Genomic DNA, 15,489 nt, shown 5'->3' with positions numbered 1-15,489 from the left:
CCAACAGAAGAATCCGATGGAATTCAGCGGTTACGCTTCTCAGTCATGGAACTGCGCCACTTGCAGCACTTCGTCGCGGTCGCCGAGGACCAGCACTTCACCCGGGCGGCGGAACGCCTCCTGGTCTCCCAGTCGGGCCTGTCGGCCTCGATCAGGGCACTGGAGCGGGAGCTGCAGACGCCCCTGTTCGTGCGGACGACCCGCCGGGTGACGCTGACCCCGGCCGGGCGGGCGCTGCTCGGTGAGGCGGAGCGGATCCTGGCGCAGGTGCGGACGGCCCACGAGGCGGTGGCTGCGGTGCAGGGCGTGCTGCGCGGCATGCTGGCGCTCGGCAGCGAGCAGTGCATCGCCGGGGTGCATGTGGCGGGGCTGCTGGCCGCGTTCCGGCACCGTCATCCGGATGTGGAGATCTGTCTGCGGCAGGCCGGGTCGGGGGCCCTCGCCGAGGACGTCGCGGCGGGCCGGCTCGACCTGGCCTTCGCCGTGCGCACGCAGGAGGACAGCGACCAGCTCCGGTCGGTGTCGCTGACCAGCGAGCCGATGACGCTGCTGTGCCACTCCAGTCACCGGCTGGCCGCCGCCGGGGCGGCCGTCACGCCGGAGGAGCTGGGGAAGGAGGTGTTCGTGGACTTCCACCCGGACTGGGGGCCGCGCCGCAGCACCGACACGGTGTTCGCCGCAGCGGGCGTACGGCGGACCGTGGCCCTGGAGGTGAACGACGTGCACACCCTGCTCGACCTGGTCGACGAGAACCTCGGCGTCGCCGTGGTGCCGCGGCACTTCGCGCACAAGCGCGCCTCCCTGACCGCGCTGCCCGTCAAGGGCACCGGCGAGGCGGTGTACGAGACGGTGGCCCTGCTGCCACCTCCGCAGGCCACCAGTCCGGCGGCCCGGGCGCTGATGGGGCTGCTGGAGACCAGCGGAGCCTGAGCGGGGGCGCACGCCGAGCGGCGATGCGCCATGGTGGAGCCATGCATGCGAAGGACATCCTCATCGACGGCTACGACCGGATCCGGGAAGAAGTCCACGCCACCGTCGAGGGTCTCGGGCCCGACGAACTGGCCGCCCGCCCCTCCCCCGACGCCAACTCCGTCGCCTGGCTGGTCTGGCACCTCACCCGCGTCCAGGACGACCACCTCGCCGATGCCTTCGGCCTCGATCAGGTGTGGCTCTCCCAGGAGTGGGACAAGCGCTTCGGGCTGGGCCTGCCCCGCCACGACACGGGCTACGGCCACAGCCCCGCCAAGGTCGCCAAGGTCCGCGTCGACTCGGGCGAACTGCTGACCGGCTACTACGACGCCGTGCACGACCAGAGCCTCACCGCCCTGCGCGGCCTGGCCGCCAAGGATCTGGAGCGCGTCGTCGACGAGCGCTGGGACCCGCCGGTCACCCTGGGGGTCCGGCTGGTCAGCGTCCTGTCCGACGACCTCCAGCACATCGGACAGGCCGCCTACCTGCGGGGACTCCTTCAGAGCGCGGCTGCGTAGCCGGGCAGCACGACGTCCCGGATGAGGGCGTTGCGCTCGTCGAAGGGGAGGAACGCGCTCTTCACGGCGTTCACCGTGACCGTGCGCAGGTCCTCGACGCTCCAGCCCGCCTGCTCCACCAGCAGGGACATCTCGCGGGTCATCGTCGTGCCCGACACCAGCCGGTTGTCGGTGTTGAGGGTGACGCGGAAGCCGAGGTTCTTCAGCGGGGTGATCGGGTGCTCGGCGATGGAGGTCGCGGCGCCGGTCTGGAGGTTGGAGGTCGGGCACATCTCCAGGGCGATGCGCCGGTCGCGCACCCAGCCGGCGAGACGGCCGAGCTTGCCCGCCGCGAGGTCGGGGATGTCGTCGGTGATGCGCACGCCGTGCCCGATGCGCTGGGCGCCGCACACCTGGAGGGCCTGGTGGATGCTGGGCAGGCCGTGGGCCTCCCCGGCGTGGATGGTGAACGGCACGTTCTCGCGGCGCAGGTGCTCGAAGGCAGCGAGGTGGTCGGCGGGCGGGAAGCCGTCCTCGGCGCCGGCGATGTCGAAGCCGACGACACCGGCGTCCCGGAAGGCCACGGCCAGGTCGGCGGCCTCGCGCACCCGGTCGAACATCCGCATGCCGCACAGCAGGGTGCCGACGCGGACCGGGGTGCCCGCGGCCGCGGCCTTCGCCATACCGGCCGCGAGGCCCTCCTGCACCGTCTCGACAACCTCGGCGAGGGTCAGCCCGCCGTTGGTGTTCAGCTCGGGGGCGTAGCGCACCTCGCCGTAGACGACGCCGTCGGCGGCGAGGTCCAGGACGTACTCCTCGGCGGTGCGCAGCAGGCCCTCGCGGGTCTGCATGACGGCGAGGGTGTGCTCGAAGGTGGCGATGTAGCGCACCAGGTCACCGGAGTTGGCGGCCTCGTAGTACCAGGCGGCGAGCTCGTCGGGGTCGGTGGTGGGCAGGGTGTGACCGACCGCGTCCGCGAGCTCCACGACGGTGGCGGGGCGCAGGCCGCCGTCGAGGTGGTCGTGCAGCACGGCCTTCGGAAGCCGGCGGATCAGTGCGTCGTCTACGCGCGTAGCAGTCATGGCGGGTCTTTCCTTGAGCGGGCGGTTCGAAGCGGAGCGAGAGGGGTCAGCCGACGGGCTGGAGGAGATCCCAGCGGTTGCCGTACAGGTCCTGGAAGACGACGACGGTGCCGTACGGCTCGTGCCGCGGCTCCTCCAGGAAGGTGACGCCCGCGGCGGTCATCCGGGCGTGGTCGCGGGCGAAGTCGTCGGTGTGCAGGAAGAACCCGACCCGCCCTCCGGTCTGGTCCCCGACCCGGGCGGCCTGCGCCTCCCCCTTGGCGCGGGCGAGCAGCAGACCGCCACCGGCTCCCGGGGCACCGGGTTCGACGACGACCCAGCGGGATCCGTCGGGCCGGGGCGCGTCCTCGACGAGCCGGAATCCGAGGGCCTCGGTGTAGAAGCGGATCGCCTCGTCGTAGTCGTCGACGACGAGGGTGACCAGGGCGATACGACTCATCGGGACCTCTCGGAGCGTGCGGTTGACGGGAGAGGTTATACGTAAAACTCTCCGGACGCCAGTCACATCCCGCACTACTGTAACTACTAGTATGTACACTCCTGGTCCAGCACCATCCCGGAGGCCCCATGCCCTTGGTCCGCATCGACACGCTCCGCGCCGGTCCCGAGCGCCTCGCCGCGATCGGCCGTGCCGTCCACGACGCCCTGCGGGAGACGATCGGCATTCCGCCCGACGACCGGTTCCAGATCCTTCGGGACCACGACGGCATGAGCGGCACGCTGCGGTACGACGACTACCTCGGCGTGTCCCGCGACGAGGGCATCGTCTACGTCGCGATCACCCTCCGCTCCGGCCGCTCGCCCGAGCGGAAGCAGGCGCTGTACCGGAGAATCGCCGAGCTCGCCCAGGCGTACGCGGGCACCGAGCCGAGGAACGTCTTCGTGGCCCTGACGGAGAACGAGTCGGCCGACTGGTCGCTGGGCGAGGGGCTGGCCCAGTACCTCGATGTCCCGGCAGACACGGCCTAGGCCCTCGGCCTACGACCGCAGCCCGAGGCGGCACCCACGGTCCGGCCGCTAGCGTCCCACCCATGAAGATCACCGAGCCACCTCGTACCCCCGCGCGGCGCAAGGCGGACCTGCTGGTCCGGCTGGAGCGGGAAATCGACATCTGGGTCGCCACGGCCGACACCGATGGGCTGCCGTGTCTGGTCCCGCTGTGGTTCGTGTGGCACGACGAGGCCGTGTGGCTGTGCACCCGGCTGACCAATCCGACCGGCCGCAATCTGCGGGACGGCCGGAGCACGCGGCTGGCCCTCGGGGACACCCGGGATGTCGTGCTGGTCGACGGCGACGTGGAGACCTTCCCGTCCGCCGAGGTGCCGCCCGCCGCGGCCGAGGCCTTCCGTGCGAAGACCGGCTGGGATCCGCGCGAGGACCACGCGTCGTACGCGTTCTTCCGGGTACGGCCGCGTGCGGTGCAGGCGTGGTGCGAGCAGCACGAGTTGCCCCGCAGGCATCTCATGCGGGACGGGGTCTGGGCGGTCTAGCCGGTCACCCCGGCCCTTTGCCGGGGTGCGCTCAGCCGGTCCAGTTCCTCGGCGGTGAGGCGGATCGCACCCGCCGCCACGTTCTCCGCGAGGTGGTCGGGGTTGCCGGTGCCGGGGATGGCGAGGACGTGCGGACCCTGGTGCAGCGTCCAGGCGAGGCGGATCTGCGCGGGGCTCGCACCGTGGGCGCGGGCCACGGCTCGCACTGCCTCGTCGTGCGCGATGGTGGCTCCGTGCTCCCCGCTCTCGCCGGCGACGGCGTAGAACGGCACGAAGGCGATGCCCTGTTCGCCGCAGATCCGCAGCAGTTCGTCGGCCGCCGGGTCGGGACGGTCGAGGGCGTACCGGTTCTGCACGCAGACCACGGGCGCGATGGCCCGCGCCTCGGCGAGGTGGCGGGGCTCGATGTTGGAGACCCCCAGGTGCCGGATCAGGCCCGCGTCCTGGAGTTCCGCGAGGGCCCCGAAGTGCTCGGCGATCGAGTCGCACTTCGGCATCCGGCGCAGGTTGACGACGTCCAGATGGTCGCGGCCGAGCTGGCGCAGATTCTCCTCGACGTGGCCGCGCAGCTCCTCGGGGCGTGCCGAGGTGCCCCACTGCCCGTCGTAGGTCCGGTGCGGTCCCACCTTGGTGACGATGACCAGGTCGTCGGGGTACGGCGCCAGCGCGCTGTTGATGATCTCGTTGGCGGAGCGCAATGACGAGAAGTAGAAGGCGGCCGTGTCGATGTGGTTCACACCGAGGTCGACCGCCTTGCGCAGGACGGCGATCGACCGGTCGCGGTCGCTCGGTGTGCCGTGGTGGAAGGCGGCGCTGCCCGTCAGCCGCATCGCGCCGAAGCCGAGGCGGTGGACGGGCAGGTCGCCGAGTTTCCAGGTGCCGGCGGCGTCCGCGGTGATCGTCTGTGAGTTCATCGGCGGAGTCTCACACACGCGGCGCGGACCGGTGCGGGGGTATTACGGATACGTGTACGAATTGAGGGTGGCGACGGCGGAGGCCGGGTTGCCGAGGTCGTAGTGGTCCACGGCGAGGAAGTTGGGCTTCTTGCGGGCCGCCGGCCGGCAGAACCGCTGTGCTCGGTCGGCGAGTTTGGTGTTGTCCGTCGTGGCGGTGGAGGTGATCCCGGCGTCACGGAAGTGGTTCATGACGAACAGCGGCCGGAAACCGGGTTCGGTGCGGGTCAGCGGGATGTTGGTGCCGGCGTCGTACCAGCGGCTGTAGCAGGACCAGTCGGAGGTCCCGAGGCCCGAGCCCATGGACCAGTAGTTCTCGACGGTCCATTCGCGCTGGTACATGACGCCAAAGCTGTCCCGGGTCAGGCCGGCCGCCTGGTCGGCGGAGCGGCTGTGGTCGGTGAAGATCAGCAGCCGGTCGCCGGCGGCGGCCAGGTCCGCCATCGTCGGCCAGCCGTTCTGCCGTACGCCGGTGCGGTCGGGCCGGTACAGCACGTCCGACAGGCCGTTGACCCGGGCGAGTTCCGCGCGCAGGACGCCCGGGTCGACGTAGTCCTCCAGGAAGACGGTGACGAACTGGTCCGGGTGGGCCTTGAGGAAGTCCACCATGCGCTGGAGGTCGACCCAGAGGGCGACCGGCCTGCTGACCAGGGTGCAGCTGTTGTGGCAGAGGATCGCGCCGTCCGGGGTCTGATGGATGTCCAGCATGAATCCGCGGACTCCGTCGGCGAGTTGCCGCTCGATGCCGCGTCTCTGGTTGGGCACGAGATTGATGAAGGGCGGGGCGAAGCCGCCGTCGACGCCGTTGGCGTAGGCGTTGTGCGCGGTGAGGAACGTGACCTGGTCCAGGGTGCGCTGGTCCTGTGGCGGCATGGGGTTGGTGGCGGGGTCGACGGGGGTGAGGTACCAGGCGGCGAGGTCGCCCGCCCCGCCGACGGCGAGCCGGGCGGGGTAGGTGGCGTCGGACGGCTTGGGGGCCACCGTGAGATGGCGTGCGGTGCCCGGGGCCTTGAGGGTGTAGCGGTCGGTGCCGGCCGGGGCGATCTCCCAGGCGGCGTCGGCGCTCGTACAGGCGACGGTCGCGGCCTGGTCGCCGTTGCGGCCGAGGCAGGTGCCCGGTGTGTCGGTGTTCTCGAGGAGGGAGGAGGACCCGTTCGCCTTCAGCCGCCACTGCTGGCGGTCCTCGTTGCCGCGGGGTCTGTGCTGCTCGACCGCTCCGCCGCTGTCGGCCGCGTTGAGCCCGGTCGTGGCGCTCTGGACGTAGTACGCGCCCGGGGCCGGAACAGCGGCGGCGGTGGCGGGCGGTGGGGCCACGACCGCGGCGGCCAGCGCGGCGGTCGTGGCGAGCAGGGCGTGGGGGGTGCGCAGACGCATGAGGGATGCCCTTCATCGGACTGATCAGGACCGATCGAGACTGACCAGCTGAAGACTGATCAGGTGCATGACATCCCGTATGACACCACGCCCCGGGGTCCGGCGTCAGCAGTAGAGGTTGCCGCCGGGTGATGTCCCGAGGATCTGTGTAAACCGCTGGTAGTTGTTGACGCGGCTCTGCACCTGCGCCGGGTTCTTGCCGTCGCACTCCAGGGAGCCGTTGATGCTGCGGATGGTCTGGCCGAAGCCGGCGCCGTTCACCATGGCGTTGTGCGGGGTCATGCTGCCGGGGCCGGTCTGGGTGTTCCAGTACCACAGGGCCGTCTTCCAGGCGACGGCCGAGTCGTTCTGCACCAGCCAGGGGTTGCCCAGCAGGTCGATGCCGAGCGCGTCGCCCGCGGCCTTGTAGTTGAAGTTCCAGCTCAACTGGATCGGACCGCGGCCGTAGTAGGCGGCCTGTCCGGCCGGACAGCCGTAGGGGCGGCTCCAGTCGCAGTAGTGGGGGTAGTTGGCCTGGTTCTGCTCCACCACGTGCACCAAGCCGCCGGTCTCATGGCTGACGTTGGCGAGGAAGGCGGCGGCCTCCTGCTTCTTCACCGTGTCGCTGCCGGTGTTGGCGAAGCCGGGGTAGGCGCTCAGAGCCGCGGTGAGCCCGCTGTACGTGTAGAAGGAATTCCGGTTCGGGAACATCTGGTTGAACTGCGCCTCGGTGACGACGAAGCGCGCGTTGGGCGTGCCCGGCCCGCTGTCGCAGGCGTACGGCTCCCAGTACCAGGTGCTGATGACCGGGTCGTAGCCCGGGTTGGCGTGCTCGGCGATGTACGCCTTGCCGTCGGTGTAACGGACGATGTCGCCGGCCGCGTACGACTTGCCCGCCACCCAGCTCGGATAGCTGGAGCAGGCGGCGGCGGAGGCGTGGGAGGCGGGAAGCAGCACCGGGGCGGTGCCCGCGAGGGCGAGGGTGACCAGGACTGCGGACAGACGGCGTCTCGACACGGGATCGACTCCTTTGCGGAGCACGGCCGCACCCGGCAAGGCAGGGCGGAGCAGGGCCTTGGCGCACGCGCCGGCCGGGCCGGTCACGGCGTGGGGGCGGCCGTGGTGGGGGGTGTGGAGGCACACTCAACCGCGTTGGTCTGTACCAGTCAAGGGTGTAGACCAGTCAACGATGTCAAAGGTGTCAGGGGTGTCGGAGGTGCCGGGGGCTCACACGTGGGCCGACTCGCCCAGCGTCGCCGTGAGTCGGTCCAGCAGGGACCGCAGCAGTTCGTCGTCACCGTCGCCGAGCGTGGGCCGGCCGGCGCGGACCGCCTCGTCGACGCGCTGCCAGTACTCTCGGCCGCGCGGAGTGAGATGGGCGAGGACGCGGCGGCGGTCGAACGGGTCGACCCGGCGGTGCACCAGGTTCTGGTCGACGAGCTGGTCGACGAGCTTGGTCAGCGTCGGGGGCGGCAGGAAGGCGGCCTCCGCGATCGCCGTCATGTGGTGCCCCTCGCCGTCGGACAGCAGGGCCAGCACCCGCCACGCGTCGAGCGAGCAGCCCTCCTCCTCCAGAACGGCCTGCAACCGCCGCGCCGCGAGCCGCTCGGCCCGCGTCAGCGACTGCACGAGGTCGTCGGACCGACGCGGGGGTGGGGTGGGCATGCCGCTCCTAGCTAGAGGTGCGTCCATGGTAAGAGACGCACTGGAGTTCGTACGGTGGAGCCGGAATCATGACGCCATGTTCCGGCACGACCTCCCCGCGCCCGAGTGGTTCACGGCCGACGACTCCGTGCTCGGCGTGGCCCTCGTGTTCCCCCTGCGGGGGCCGGCCGGGATCTTCGGGCCGACGTGCGAGCTGTGCGCGCGGCTGGCGGCCGAGGAGGTCAACCGGGACGGCGGCGTCCTCGGCAGGGAGCTGCGCCTGGTGCCCGTCGACGGCTCGGGCCCGCCGCACGAGGTCGCCGGGCAGGTGGAGGCCCTGGTGGACCTGGGCGTCGTGCAGGGCGTCACGGGCTGGCACATCTCCTCGGTGCGCCGGGCGCTGGCGCCGAGGATCGCGCACCGCGTCCCGTACGTGTACACGGCGCTGTACGAGGGCGGGGAGGACACGGCGGGCGTGTTCCTGACGAGCGAGACCCCGCGCGATCAACTGCGGCCCGCGATGGACCTGCTGGCGCGCGAGCGCGGGGTGCGGCGGTGGTTCGTCGTCGGGAACGACTATGTGTGGCCGCGGCGCACGGCGCGTGCGGCCCGGGGGTACGCCCGCGCGTCCGGCGGGTGTGTCGCCGGTGAGGCCTATCTCCCGCTCGGCACCGACGACTTCGTGCCGGTGCTGCGCCGCGTCGAGCAAGCGGACGCCGACGGGGTGCTGATGCTGCTCGTCGGCAGCGACGCGGTGCGCTTCAACCGGGCGTTCGCGGCGCACGGCCTGCACGCGCGCTGTCTGCGGCTGAGCACGCTGATGGACGAGAACATGCTGATGGCGAGCGGCCCGGCGGCCACCGAGGACCTCTACAGCACGGCCGGCTTCTTCGCCTCCCTGGCCAACGGGGACACCCTCGACTTCCACGGGCGGTACGCCACCCGCTACGGCGTCGAGGCACCCGCCCTCGGCAGCCTCGGCGAGTCCTGCTACGAGGGCGTGCTGCTGCTGGCCGCGCTGCTGCGGCGGGCCGGGACGCTGGACGTCTCCGCGATCGGCGCGGCGGCGGGCGCGGTGTCGTACGAGGGCCCGCGCGGGCTGCTGCGTCTGCGGGACAGTCATGTGCGCCAGCGCATCTATCTGGCCCGTGCCGAAGGCCTCGACTTCGATGTGCTCACCGAGCTCGACGTACGTCTTTGAAACGACACACCCCCGCATCGGCACCCCACGCCGTGCGACCGGGAGAATTTCTCCCATGACCACCACACCTCACCCCCTTGTCTCCCGCGCGCGGCGGCTGGCGCACGATCTCCTCGTCCCGGACGCCGAGCGCGTCGACCAGGAGGGTGTGCCGGCGAGTCACATCGAGGCGGTGAAGCGGTCGGGGCTGCTCGGGGTGGGCGCGCCGAAGGAGTACGGCGGGGCGGGCGCGTCCGTCGGCGTGGCGCGGGAGACCGCGGAGATCCTGGCCGGGGCGTGCTGCTCCACATGGTTCGTGCAGACACAGCACCACACTCCGGTGAAGCTGCTCGCCACCTATGACTCGCCCGTCCGTGAGAAGCTTCTGCGTCCGCTGGCGACCGGCGAGCTGATGGCCGGTATCGCGTTCGCCCATGTCCGTGCCTTTCCCCGGGTCCCCGTGCGGGCGGTGCCGGAGCGGGGCGGCTGGCGCTTCGGGGGAACGGTGCCCTGGTTCACCGGCTGGGGCCTGAACGACGTGATGCTGCTGGCCGGTGTGACGGAGACGGCCGAGGTGGTGTTCGTCCTCGCCGAGGCCCGTGAGCAGCCGGGGCTGTCCCCGTCGGCGCCGATGCGGCTCGCGGCGCTGACCGCCGCCCGTACGGTCTCCCTGGAACTGGACGGCCTGTGGGTGCCGGACGACGCGGTCGTGCTGCGTGTGCCGCAGAAGGAGTTCGCCCTGGTCGACCTGCCGAGGGCCGCCAACGCCAGTCCGGCCGTCTTCGGGGTGGCGGACGCGGCGCTGGACCTGGTGGCGGACACCCCGGACGGCCAGGACCCGGCCCGCTCGCTGCGGGCCCGGCTCGACGACGTCCGGCGGGAGGCCTACGCGCTGGCCGATCACCCGGTCCCCCACGAGTGCGTCCCGGAACGCCTGGCCGTGAAGACACGCGCCTACGACCTCATGCGCGCGGCCACGACCGCGGCGGTCGTGACCGGCGGCGGCCGGTCCATGGCCCTGGACAGCCGGGCGCAGCGGCTGGCCCGCGAGGGGATGTTCCTGCTGGTCCAGGGCCAGACGGCCGAGGCACGCCGCACGCACCTCGGCGCGCTGGCCTCCGGCTAGCCGAGCGGCGTCAGGGACGGTTCGGCGTCCCGGGACGGGACCTTGCCGCAGAACTCCGCTTCGATCACGCCGACGTAGAGCGACGGGTCCGGCAGCCAGTCGCCGTTGATGTTGAACGTCAGCTGGTGCTCACCGTCCTGGGTGCCCACCATCGCGGACAGGGAGCCGTTCGTACGGCCGGTCTTGCCCACCACCTTCACGCCGCAGGACAGTTCCGCGAACTCGACGCCGAGCCCGAACCCGAGCCCCTGACCCGACGGGACCTCGTCGAGCATCTCCTTCAGCTGGGCCGGTGGCAGCACCTTGCCCTTGATCAGGGCCCGTTGGAATCGGTTGAGGTCGCCGCTGGTGGAGATGACGTCGCCGGCCGCGCCCAGCCAGGTCATGTTCTGTTCGGTGGCGTCATGGATCGCGGCGTCCGGGGCCTCCTCGTGGAGCCGGGAGTAGGCGACGGGGTGCGGTTTCGGCATCTTCGGCGAGGCTCCGGGGAAGGACGTCCCGCGCAGCTTCAGCGGCCGGATGACGCGGCGGGTGATCTCCTTCGCGTACGAGCGGCCCGTCGCCTTCTCGATGACCATCCCGGCGATGACGAAGTTGGTGTTGGAGTACACCGGCGCCTTCTCCGGCTTTGGCAGGGGCGGGTACTTCAGCGCGATCGCCACGAGTTCTTCGGGCGTGTGGGTGTCGTAGCGGTGCTCCGGGAAGCCGGGGCCGGCGGCGCCGTGGAGGAACGCGGGGTCGTCGGTGTAGTTGGCGATGCCGCTGGTGTGGTTGAGGAGCCGGCGCAACGTGATCTGGTTTCCGTCGTAGCCGTTGCCCCGCACCAGGCCGGGCAGCCAGGACTCGACGGTGTCGTCCAGGCTGAGTCTGCCTTCGGCCTCCAGTTGGAGCAGGACGGTCGCCACGAACGTCTTGGTGATGCTGGCGCCGCGGAAGTGGTCGGAGGGCGAACGCTTGCGGCCGGTGCCGGTGTCCGCGTGGCCGTACGCGGCCGACCAACTCTCCTCGCCGTCACGGACCTTGGCCGCCACGCCGGGGAGTCCGCCCTTCTCGACGAGATCCCGCAGGGCTGTTCGGGTCGCCTCGTGGCTGTGCCCGGACTGTGCCGCGTGTGCGGACGGGGCGAGTGCCGCCGTGCCGGTGGACAACGCCACGGCCAGGGCTAATGAGACGGTGCGTGCGGTCCGCTGCTTCATGCGTGTGTGCCTCCTGGTCACCGAGGGGCAGGGCCTGCCCCTCGGTGCGGAGGACGCCGAAGTCGGCCTCCAGGGTTGATCTTTGGAAGGCCGGAGGGGTCAGCCCGCCACGGCCAGCAGCGGGGTGCGGCCGAGCGCCGCGGAGAACTGGTCCACCACCTGGGCCAGTGCCTCGGCGGCGGCCGGCGCGACGGTCAGGGAGCCGTCGTCCCGCACGGTGAGGTCCTTGTCGAGGGTGAACCAGCCCTGCACGGTGTGGGCCGCCCCCATGGAGGTGAGCACCGGGCGCAGGGCGTAGTCGATGGCCAGGACATGGGCGATGCTGCCACCGGTGGCGAGCGGCAGCACGGTCTTGCCGGTGAGGGCGTACTGCGGGAGCAGGTCCAGCAGGGCCTTGAGGACACCGGAGTAGGAGGCCTTGTAGACGGGGGTGCCGATGACGACGCCGTCGGCACGCGCGAACAGTTCGGTGGCCTCGACGATGGCGGGGTGGCGGAAGTCCGCGCCGAGCAGGGCCTCGGCCGGGATGGTGCGGACGTCGAGCGGGATGACGTCATGGCCCTGCGCGGCCAGCCGCTCGTCCAGTTGGCGCAGCAGTCGGCTGGTGCGGGAGGAGGCGGAGGGGCTGCCGGAGACGGACAGGACGGTGGCCATGGGTTCTCTTTCCGGGAGAAGGCGCGACTGCGCGCGGCAGAGCCGCATTCGGGGACGCCGTATTCAGCCGCGATCTGCCGGGTGTGCCTCGTTCAACGGGCGTGACAGAGCGACGAATTCAGGCGTACGGGAAAGCTGCGAGCGGGAACGCTCAGGCTGCTGCGCGACAGGAGGCGCTGGAGACGCGTGCCAGGTCGACGTGGCGTCGCCGCGTGAGGTCCAGTCGCATGGTCATGCCATGGATCGTCGCAAGGGGGGACGAGGACCGTCAAGGAACGCGCGGCTCGTCTCGTATCCCGGACCCCGGATTCCGGATTCCGGCCGGATTCAGTCCTCGTCGTCCGACGGAACCACCACGAGGAAGGCGTCCGCCTCCAGGTCCATCACGACGGTGGCGGGCTCGCCCTCGGCGCGGCGGCGTGCCGCGTACTCCTCCGCCGGCCACGATCCGCGCGGGGCTCCCGCCGGGAACCGCTCCAACACCTTCGCGCTGATCGCCGTAGACATGTCCACTGCCCTCCGCTGTCCCGCGCCGCCCGCCGGGCGGCCTCGATCGGTCACTGCCGTATCCCTCCTGTTGCCCGCGATCCGCCCGGACATGTACCGCCCGGTAGGAGTCCGCATCCCTGCACAACCCCTACACATAAAGGAAAAATAAGAGCAGACTGTGCTTACGCGGCGCTTACCGCATACCCCACCAGACGCGGTCGCCCTGTAAGACGAAGGAGACGAGTCATGGCCAACGTCTCGCCCACCAGAGGTGACATCACCAGCCACCCTGATGCCTCCGAGATGCGGGATCGGTACGCCCGCATGCTCGGTGGTCGCGATGTGGCGCTCGTGGACGGACCGGTGTTCCTGCTGGGTCTGTACTGCGCGGCCTCCCCGTGGATAGTCCACTACACGACCAGCCAGCCGTCGCTCGTGACGCACAACCTGATCATGGGTATCGCGATCGGCATGCTGGCACTCGGGTTCACTCGTGCTCCGGAGCGTATGTACGGGCTGAGCTGGGCCATGTGCGCCCTCGGGGTGTGGATGATCGTCTCGCCGTGGATCGTCGGCGAGAGTCCGGACGCCGGGGTCGTGTGGAACAACATCATCATCGGTGCACTGGCCGTGCTGCTGGGTCTGGTGTGCGCCGGCACGGCGGCGAAGGCCTCCCCGAAGCCGTAGCCCCCGCCGGAAGCGAAACGAAGGCCGGTCCGCGCTCCCGGACCGGCCCTTCCGTGTCCGCGTCCGCGCGGTGCGCGGCCCCGGGGCCCGGCACCCGGAGTGTCCCGGCCGCCAGGGGGCACAAGCACTGCAGCGGGGATCCCAAGGAGAAGGGGCGGAGATGGAAGTCGACGGCATCATCAGTGCCATCGTGATCGGCATCGTCATCGGCGTCCTGGGCCGGCTCGTGGTCCCGGGCCGCCAGCGCATCGGAATCCTGTGGACGATCGTCGTCGGCATCATCGCCGCGCTGATCGGCTCCGCACTCGCCGGCGCGTTCGGCGTGGCCGACACCAAGGGTGTCGACTGGGTCGAATGGCTCATCCAGATCGGTCTCGCCGCGCTCGGCGTCGCCGCGCTGGACCGCTCGAAGGCAGGCCGCTGACGGCGTAGTGAGCGACGACGGCGTATCGACAGCACGTGCGCGACATCAGGAAGCATCTGGCACCCGGTGTGCCGGCCCGACGGCCCGGCACACCGGGTGCGCCTGTGGGTGCCCCCGGCATCAGCGGCCTGACCGCCGCATCGCGGCGAGTCCCTCGCCGCTGGAGGGGTGGCGCGGAGTCCAGCCCAGTTCGCGTTCCGCCTTGGCGCAGGACACCCGCAGCCGCGACGCCATCACGGTGTGCGCGTACGACATGGGTCTCATCAGCCACAGCGGCACGGTCATCGGCTTCGGCAGCCCGAACGTCCCGGCCACGTCCTCGATGTGGGCGCGGAAGCCGAGCGGGGTCAGGTCGGCGATGTTGTACGCCTGTCCCGGCCTGCCGCGTTCCACGGCGGCGGCCACCGCGCGGGCCGCGTCGGTGAGTTCCACCCACGGCAGCACCCGGTCGCGGTCGCGGGGCAGGGGCAACTGCCGCCTGCGCAGCAGCGGCAGCAGGGCGTCGGTGCCGCCGGGGCCGTAGAACAGGCCGAAGCGGAGCGCGATGCCCTCCAGCGCCTCCGACTCGAAGGTGAGCCGCTCCTTGGTCCGCATGCCGGCGATGTGCCGCTCCAGCGGCGGTGTCCTGCCGAGCGGGCCGAAGGGGTCGTCCTCGGTGAGGGGGCGGTCGCCGTGATACCCGTAGCCGTAGCCGAAGACCATGGACTCCGCGACGAAGCGGCGGGCCCCGGTGGCGTGGGCGGCCTCGACGAGGTGGGCCGTGCCCCGGTTGCGCAGCGCGTCGGTGGCGTCCATGTCGCGGTCGCGCATCGGGGGTTTGCGCAGGGCGGTCGCGGCGTGGATCACGGTGTCGAAGTGGTGTCCGTCGACGGCGCGCAGCAGCGCCTCGCGGTCCATGAGGTCGGCGCGGATGCCGTTGTCCCGGCTCCGGCCGAGTCCGGTGACCTTGTGGCCCGCCTCGGTGAGCGCGTGGGCGATGTGCCGGCCGAGGACACCGCTCGCGCCGGCGAGGAGGATGCTCTGGTTCTTCCGGTTCGTCGTCATGTCCGTGCGACGGATCGGAGGGGCGTGGATGTGACATCCGCCGGGATATCCGGGGCGGCCGGCGTCGATGCCGCCGTACAGTCCTGTTGATCACTTCGTCTCGAGGAAGGGCCCGGCACCATGGTCGTGAAGGACTCGGAACTGCCTCACCTGCGCCGCTGCGTGGAGCTCGCGGCCGAGGCGCTGGACGCCGGGGACGAACCGTTCGGTTCGGTTCTGGTCGGGAAGGACGGCACGGTCCTCGCCGAGGACCACAACCGCGTGGCCTCGGGCGACCGCACCCGGCACCCCGAGTTCGAACTGGCGCGCTGGTCGGCGGCTCACCTCACGCCCGAGGAGCGGGCGGCGGCCACGGTCTACACCTCCGGCGAGCACTGCCCGATGTGCGCGGCCGCGCACGCCTGGGTCGGCTTGGGACGCATCGCCTACGTCGCCTCGTCCGAGCAACTCGTATCCTGGCTGGGCGAGTTGGGCGTCCCCGCGCCGCCGGTGCGGACACTCCCCGTCCACGAGGTCGCCCCCGATGTGATCGTGGACGGTCCGGTGCCGGAACTGACGGATCGGATCCGGGAGCTGCACATGCGGTTCCATCGCGGGCGCGGCTGAACCGCCCCGGGATTCCCCGGCCCCCCTTGCAAGGGCGCGGCCCGCCCGAGATGCAGGGCCGGATGGGCGAATCTACGATCGAATTCAACTGGACC

At 71.2% G+C, this 15,489-nt stretch carries 20 protein-coding genes; 9 read left to right on the top strand and 11 right to left on the bottom strand.

Features of this window, described 5'->3' with window-relative positions; genetic code table 11:
- The first annotated feature begins 45 nt into the window (after positions 1-45).
- Positions 46-930, top strand: a complete 885-nt coding sequence (locus NNW99_RS37675) for a LysR substrate-binding domain-containing protein (protein ID WP_215123890.1) — start codon at positions 46-48, stop codon at positions 928-930.
- 41 nt (positions 931-971) lie between these two features.
- The gene (locus NNW99_RS37670; protein ID WP_215123889.1) at positions 972-1,487 is read left to right on the top strand and encodes a DUF664 domain-containing protein; all 516 of its coding nucleotides are present in this window, start codon (positions 972-974) and stop codon (positions 1,485-1,487) included.
- On the opposite strand, the gene NNW99_RS37665 is transcribed toward NNW99_RS37670, so the two are convergent.
- Both NNW99_RS37665 and NNW99_RS37660 read right to left on the bottom strand, forming a co-directional pair.
- Positions 1,469-2,548: an adenosine deaminase gene (locus NNW99_RS37665; RefSeq protein WP_215123888.1), complete on the bottom strand. Its 1,080-nt coding sequence runs from the start codon at positions 2,546-2,548 to the stop codon at positions 1,469-1,471. The two genes, NNW99_RS37670 and NNW99_RS37665, sit on opposite strands and share 19 nt — an antisense overlap.
- A gap of 46 nt (positions 2,549-2,594) precedes the next feature.
- The gene (locus NNW99_RS37660) at positions 2,595-2,987 is read right to left on the bottom strand and encodes a VOC family protein (protein WP_215123887.1); all 393 of its coding nucleotides are present in this window, start codon (positions 2,985-2,987) and stop codon (positions 2,595-2,597) included.
- A gap of 128 nt (positions 2,988-3,115) precedes the next feature.
- Between NNW99_RS37660 and NNW99_RS37655 the strand changes: the two genes are divergently transcribed.
- Positions 3,116-3,517 carry a tautomerase family protein gene (locus NNW99_RS37655; RefSeq protein WP_215123886.1) on the top strand — a complete coding sequence of 134 codons (402 nt, stop codon included), beginning with the start codon at positions 3,116-3,118 and terminating at the stop codon, positions 3,515-3,517.
- Positions 3,518-3,579: 62 nt separating this feature from the next.
- Positions 3,580-4,038, top strand: a complete 459-nt coding sequence (locus NNW99_RS37650; protein WP_215123885.1) for a pyridoxamine 5'-phosphate oxidase family protein — start codon at positions 3,580-3,582, stop codon at positions 4,036-4,038.
- On the opposite strand, the gene NNW99_RS37645 is transcribed toward NNW99_RS37650, so the two are convergent.
- The 4 genes from NNW99_RS37645 to NNW99_RS37630 all read right to left on the bottom strand — a co-directional run bounded on the left by NNW99_RS37645 (position 4,035) and on the right by NNW99_RS37630 (position 8,009).
- The gene (locus NNW99_RS37645; protein ID WP_215123884.1) at positions 4,035-4,952 is read right to left on the bottom strand and encodes an oxidoreductase; all 918 of its coding nucleotides are present in this window, start codon (positions 4,950-4,952) and stop codon (positions 4,035-4,037) included. The two genes, NNW99_RS37650 and NNW99_RS37645, sit on opposite strands and share 4 nt — an antisense overlap.
- Before the next feature lie 42 nt (positions 4,953-4,994).
- Entirely contained in the window at positions 4,995-6,359 is a 1,365-nt protein-coding gene (locus NNW99_RS37640; RefSeq protein WP_215124600.1) for a PI-PLC domain-containing protein, read from the bottom strand.
- A 111-nt stretch (positions 6,360-6,470) separates the two neighbouring features.
- Positions 6,471-7,361, bottom strand: a complete 891-nt coding sequence (locus NNW99_RS37635) for a glycoside hydrolase family 19 protein (protein WP_215123883.1) — start codon at positions 7,359-7,361, stop codon at positions 6,471-6,473.
- A gap of 210 nt (positions 7,362-7,571) precedes the next feature.
- On the bottom strand, positions 7,572-8,009 hold the full coding sequence (locus tag NNW99_RS37630; protein WP_215123882.1) for a MarR family winged helix-turn-helix transcriptional regulator: 438 nt from the start codon (positions 8,007-8,009) through the stop codon (positions 7,572-7,574).
- Between the two features lie 76 nt (positions 8,010-8,085).
- Here NNW99_RS37630 and NNW99_RS37625 point away from each other — a divergent pair, with 76 nt between their 5' ends.
- Positions 8,086-9,189, top strand: a complete 1,104-nt coding sequence (locus NNW99_RS37625) for a substrate-binding domain-containing protein (protein WP_215124599.1) — start codon at positions 8,086-8,088, stop codon at positions 9,187-9,189.
- 55 nt (positions 9,190-9,244) lie between these two features.
- Positions 9,245-10,294: an acyl-CoA dehydrogenase family protein gene (locus tag NNW99_RS37620; RefSeq protein ID WP_215123880.1), complete on the top strand. Its 1,050-nt coding sequence runs from the start codon at positions 9,245-9,247 to the stop codon at positions 10,292-10,294.
- Here NNW99_RS37620 and NNW99_RS37615 read toward each other — a convergent pair.
- From NNW99_RS37615 to NNW99_RS37605, 4 genes are all read right to left on the bottom strand, one after another.
- Complete coding sequence (locus tag NNW99_RS37615; RefSeq protein ID WP_215123879.1) at positions 10,291-11,490, bottom strand: serine hydrolase; 1,200 nt, start codon at positions 11,488-11,490, stop codon at positions 10,291-10,293. The two genes, NNW99_RS37620 and NNW99_RS37615, sit on opposite strands and share 4 nt — an antisense overlap.
- A 99-nt stretch (positions 11,491-11,589) precedes the next feature.
- Complete coding sequence (gene ssuE, locus NNW99_RS37610) at positions 11,590-12,144, bottom strand: NADPH-dependent FMN reductase (RefSeq protein WP_215123877.1); 555 nt, start codon at positions 12,142-12,144, stop codon at positions 11,590-11,592.
- A 151-nt stretch (positions 12,145-12,295) separates the two neighbouring features.
- The gene (locus NNW99_RS39270) at positions 12,296-12,373 is read right to left on the bottom strand and encodes a putative leader peptide (RefSeq protein ID WP_351405193.1); all 78 of its coding nucleotides are present in this window, start codon (positions 12,371-12,373) and stop codon (positions 12,296-12,298) included.
- A gap of 98 nt (positions 12,374-12,471) precedes the next feature.
- A complete protein-coding gene (locus NNW99_RS37605; RefSeq protein WP_215123876.1) occupies positions 12,472-12,651 on the bottom strand; it encodes a hypothetical protein in 180 nt (59 codons plus the stop codon).
- 228 nt (positions 12,652-12,879) lie between these two features.
- Here NNW99_RS37605 and NNW99_RS37600 point away from each other — a divergent pair, with 228 nt between their 5' ends.
- Both NNW99_RS37600 and NNW99_RS37595 read left to right on the top strand, forming a co-directional pair.
- A complete protein-coding gene (locus tag NNW99_RS37600) occupies positions 12,880-13,320 on the top strand; it encodes an SPW repeat protein (protein WP_215123874.1) in 441 nt (146 codons plus the stop codon).
- 160 nt (positions 13,321-13,480) lie between these two features.
- Positions 13,481-13,744 carry a GlsB/YeaQ/YmgE family stress response membrane protein gene (locus tag NNW99_RS37595; protein WP_184595905.1) on the top strand — a complete coding sequence of 88 codons (264 nt, stop codon included), beginning with the start codon at positions 13,481-13,483 and terminating at the stop codon, positions 13,742-13,744.
- Between the two features lie 120 nt (positions 13,745-13,864).
- Here the strand turns inward: NNW99_RS37595 and NNW99_RS37590 are convergent, their stop codons facing one another.
- Entirely contained in the window at positions 13,865-14,788 is a 924-nt protein-coding gene (locus NNW99_RS37590) for an NAD(P)-dependent oxidoreductase (RefSeq protein WP_215123873.1), read from the bottom strand.
- A gap of 120 nt (positions 14,789-14,908) precedes the next feature.
- On the opposite strand from NNW99_RS37590, the gene NNW99_RS37585 reads away from it, so the two are divergent.
- A complete protein-coding gene (locus NNW99_RS37585; RefSeq protein ID WP_215123871.1) occupies positions 14,909-15,394 on the top strand; it encodes a nucleoside deaminase in 486 nt (161 codons plus the stop codon).
- Positions 15,395-15,489: the final 95 nt, after the last annotated feature.

It is taken from the genome of Streptomyces sp. CRCS-T-1, from assembly GCF_024442335.1.
Classification (GTDB): Bacteria; Actinomycetota; Actinomycetes; order Streptomycetales; family Streptomycetaceae; genus Streptomyces; species Streptomyces koelreuteriae.
The sequence above is the reverse complement of the archived record's forward strand: the minus strand, read 5'-3'. Positions and strand labels throughout refer to the sequence as shown.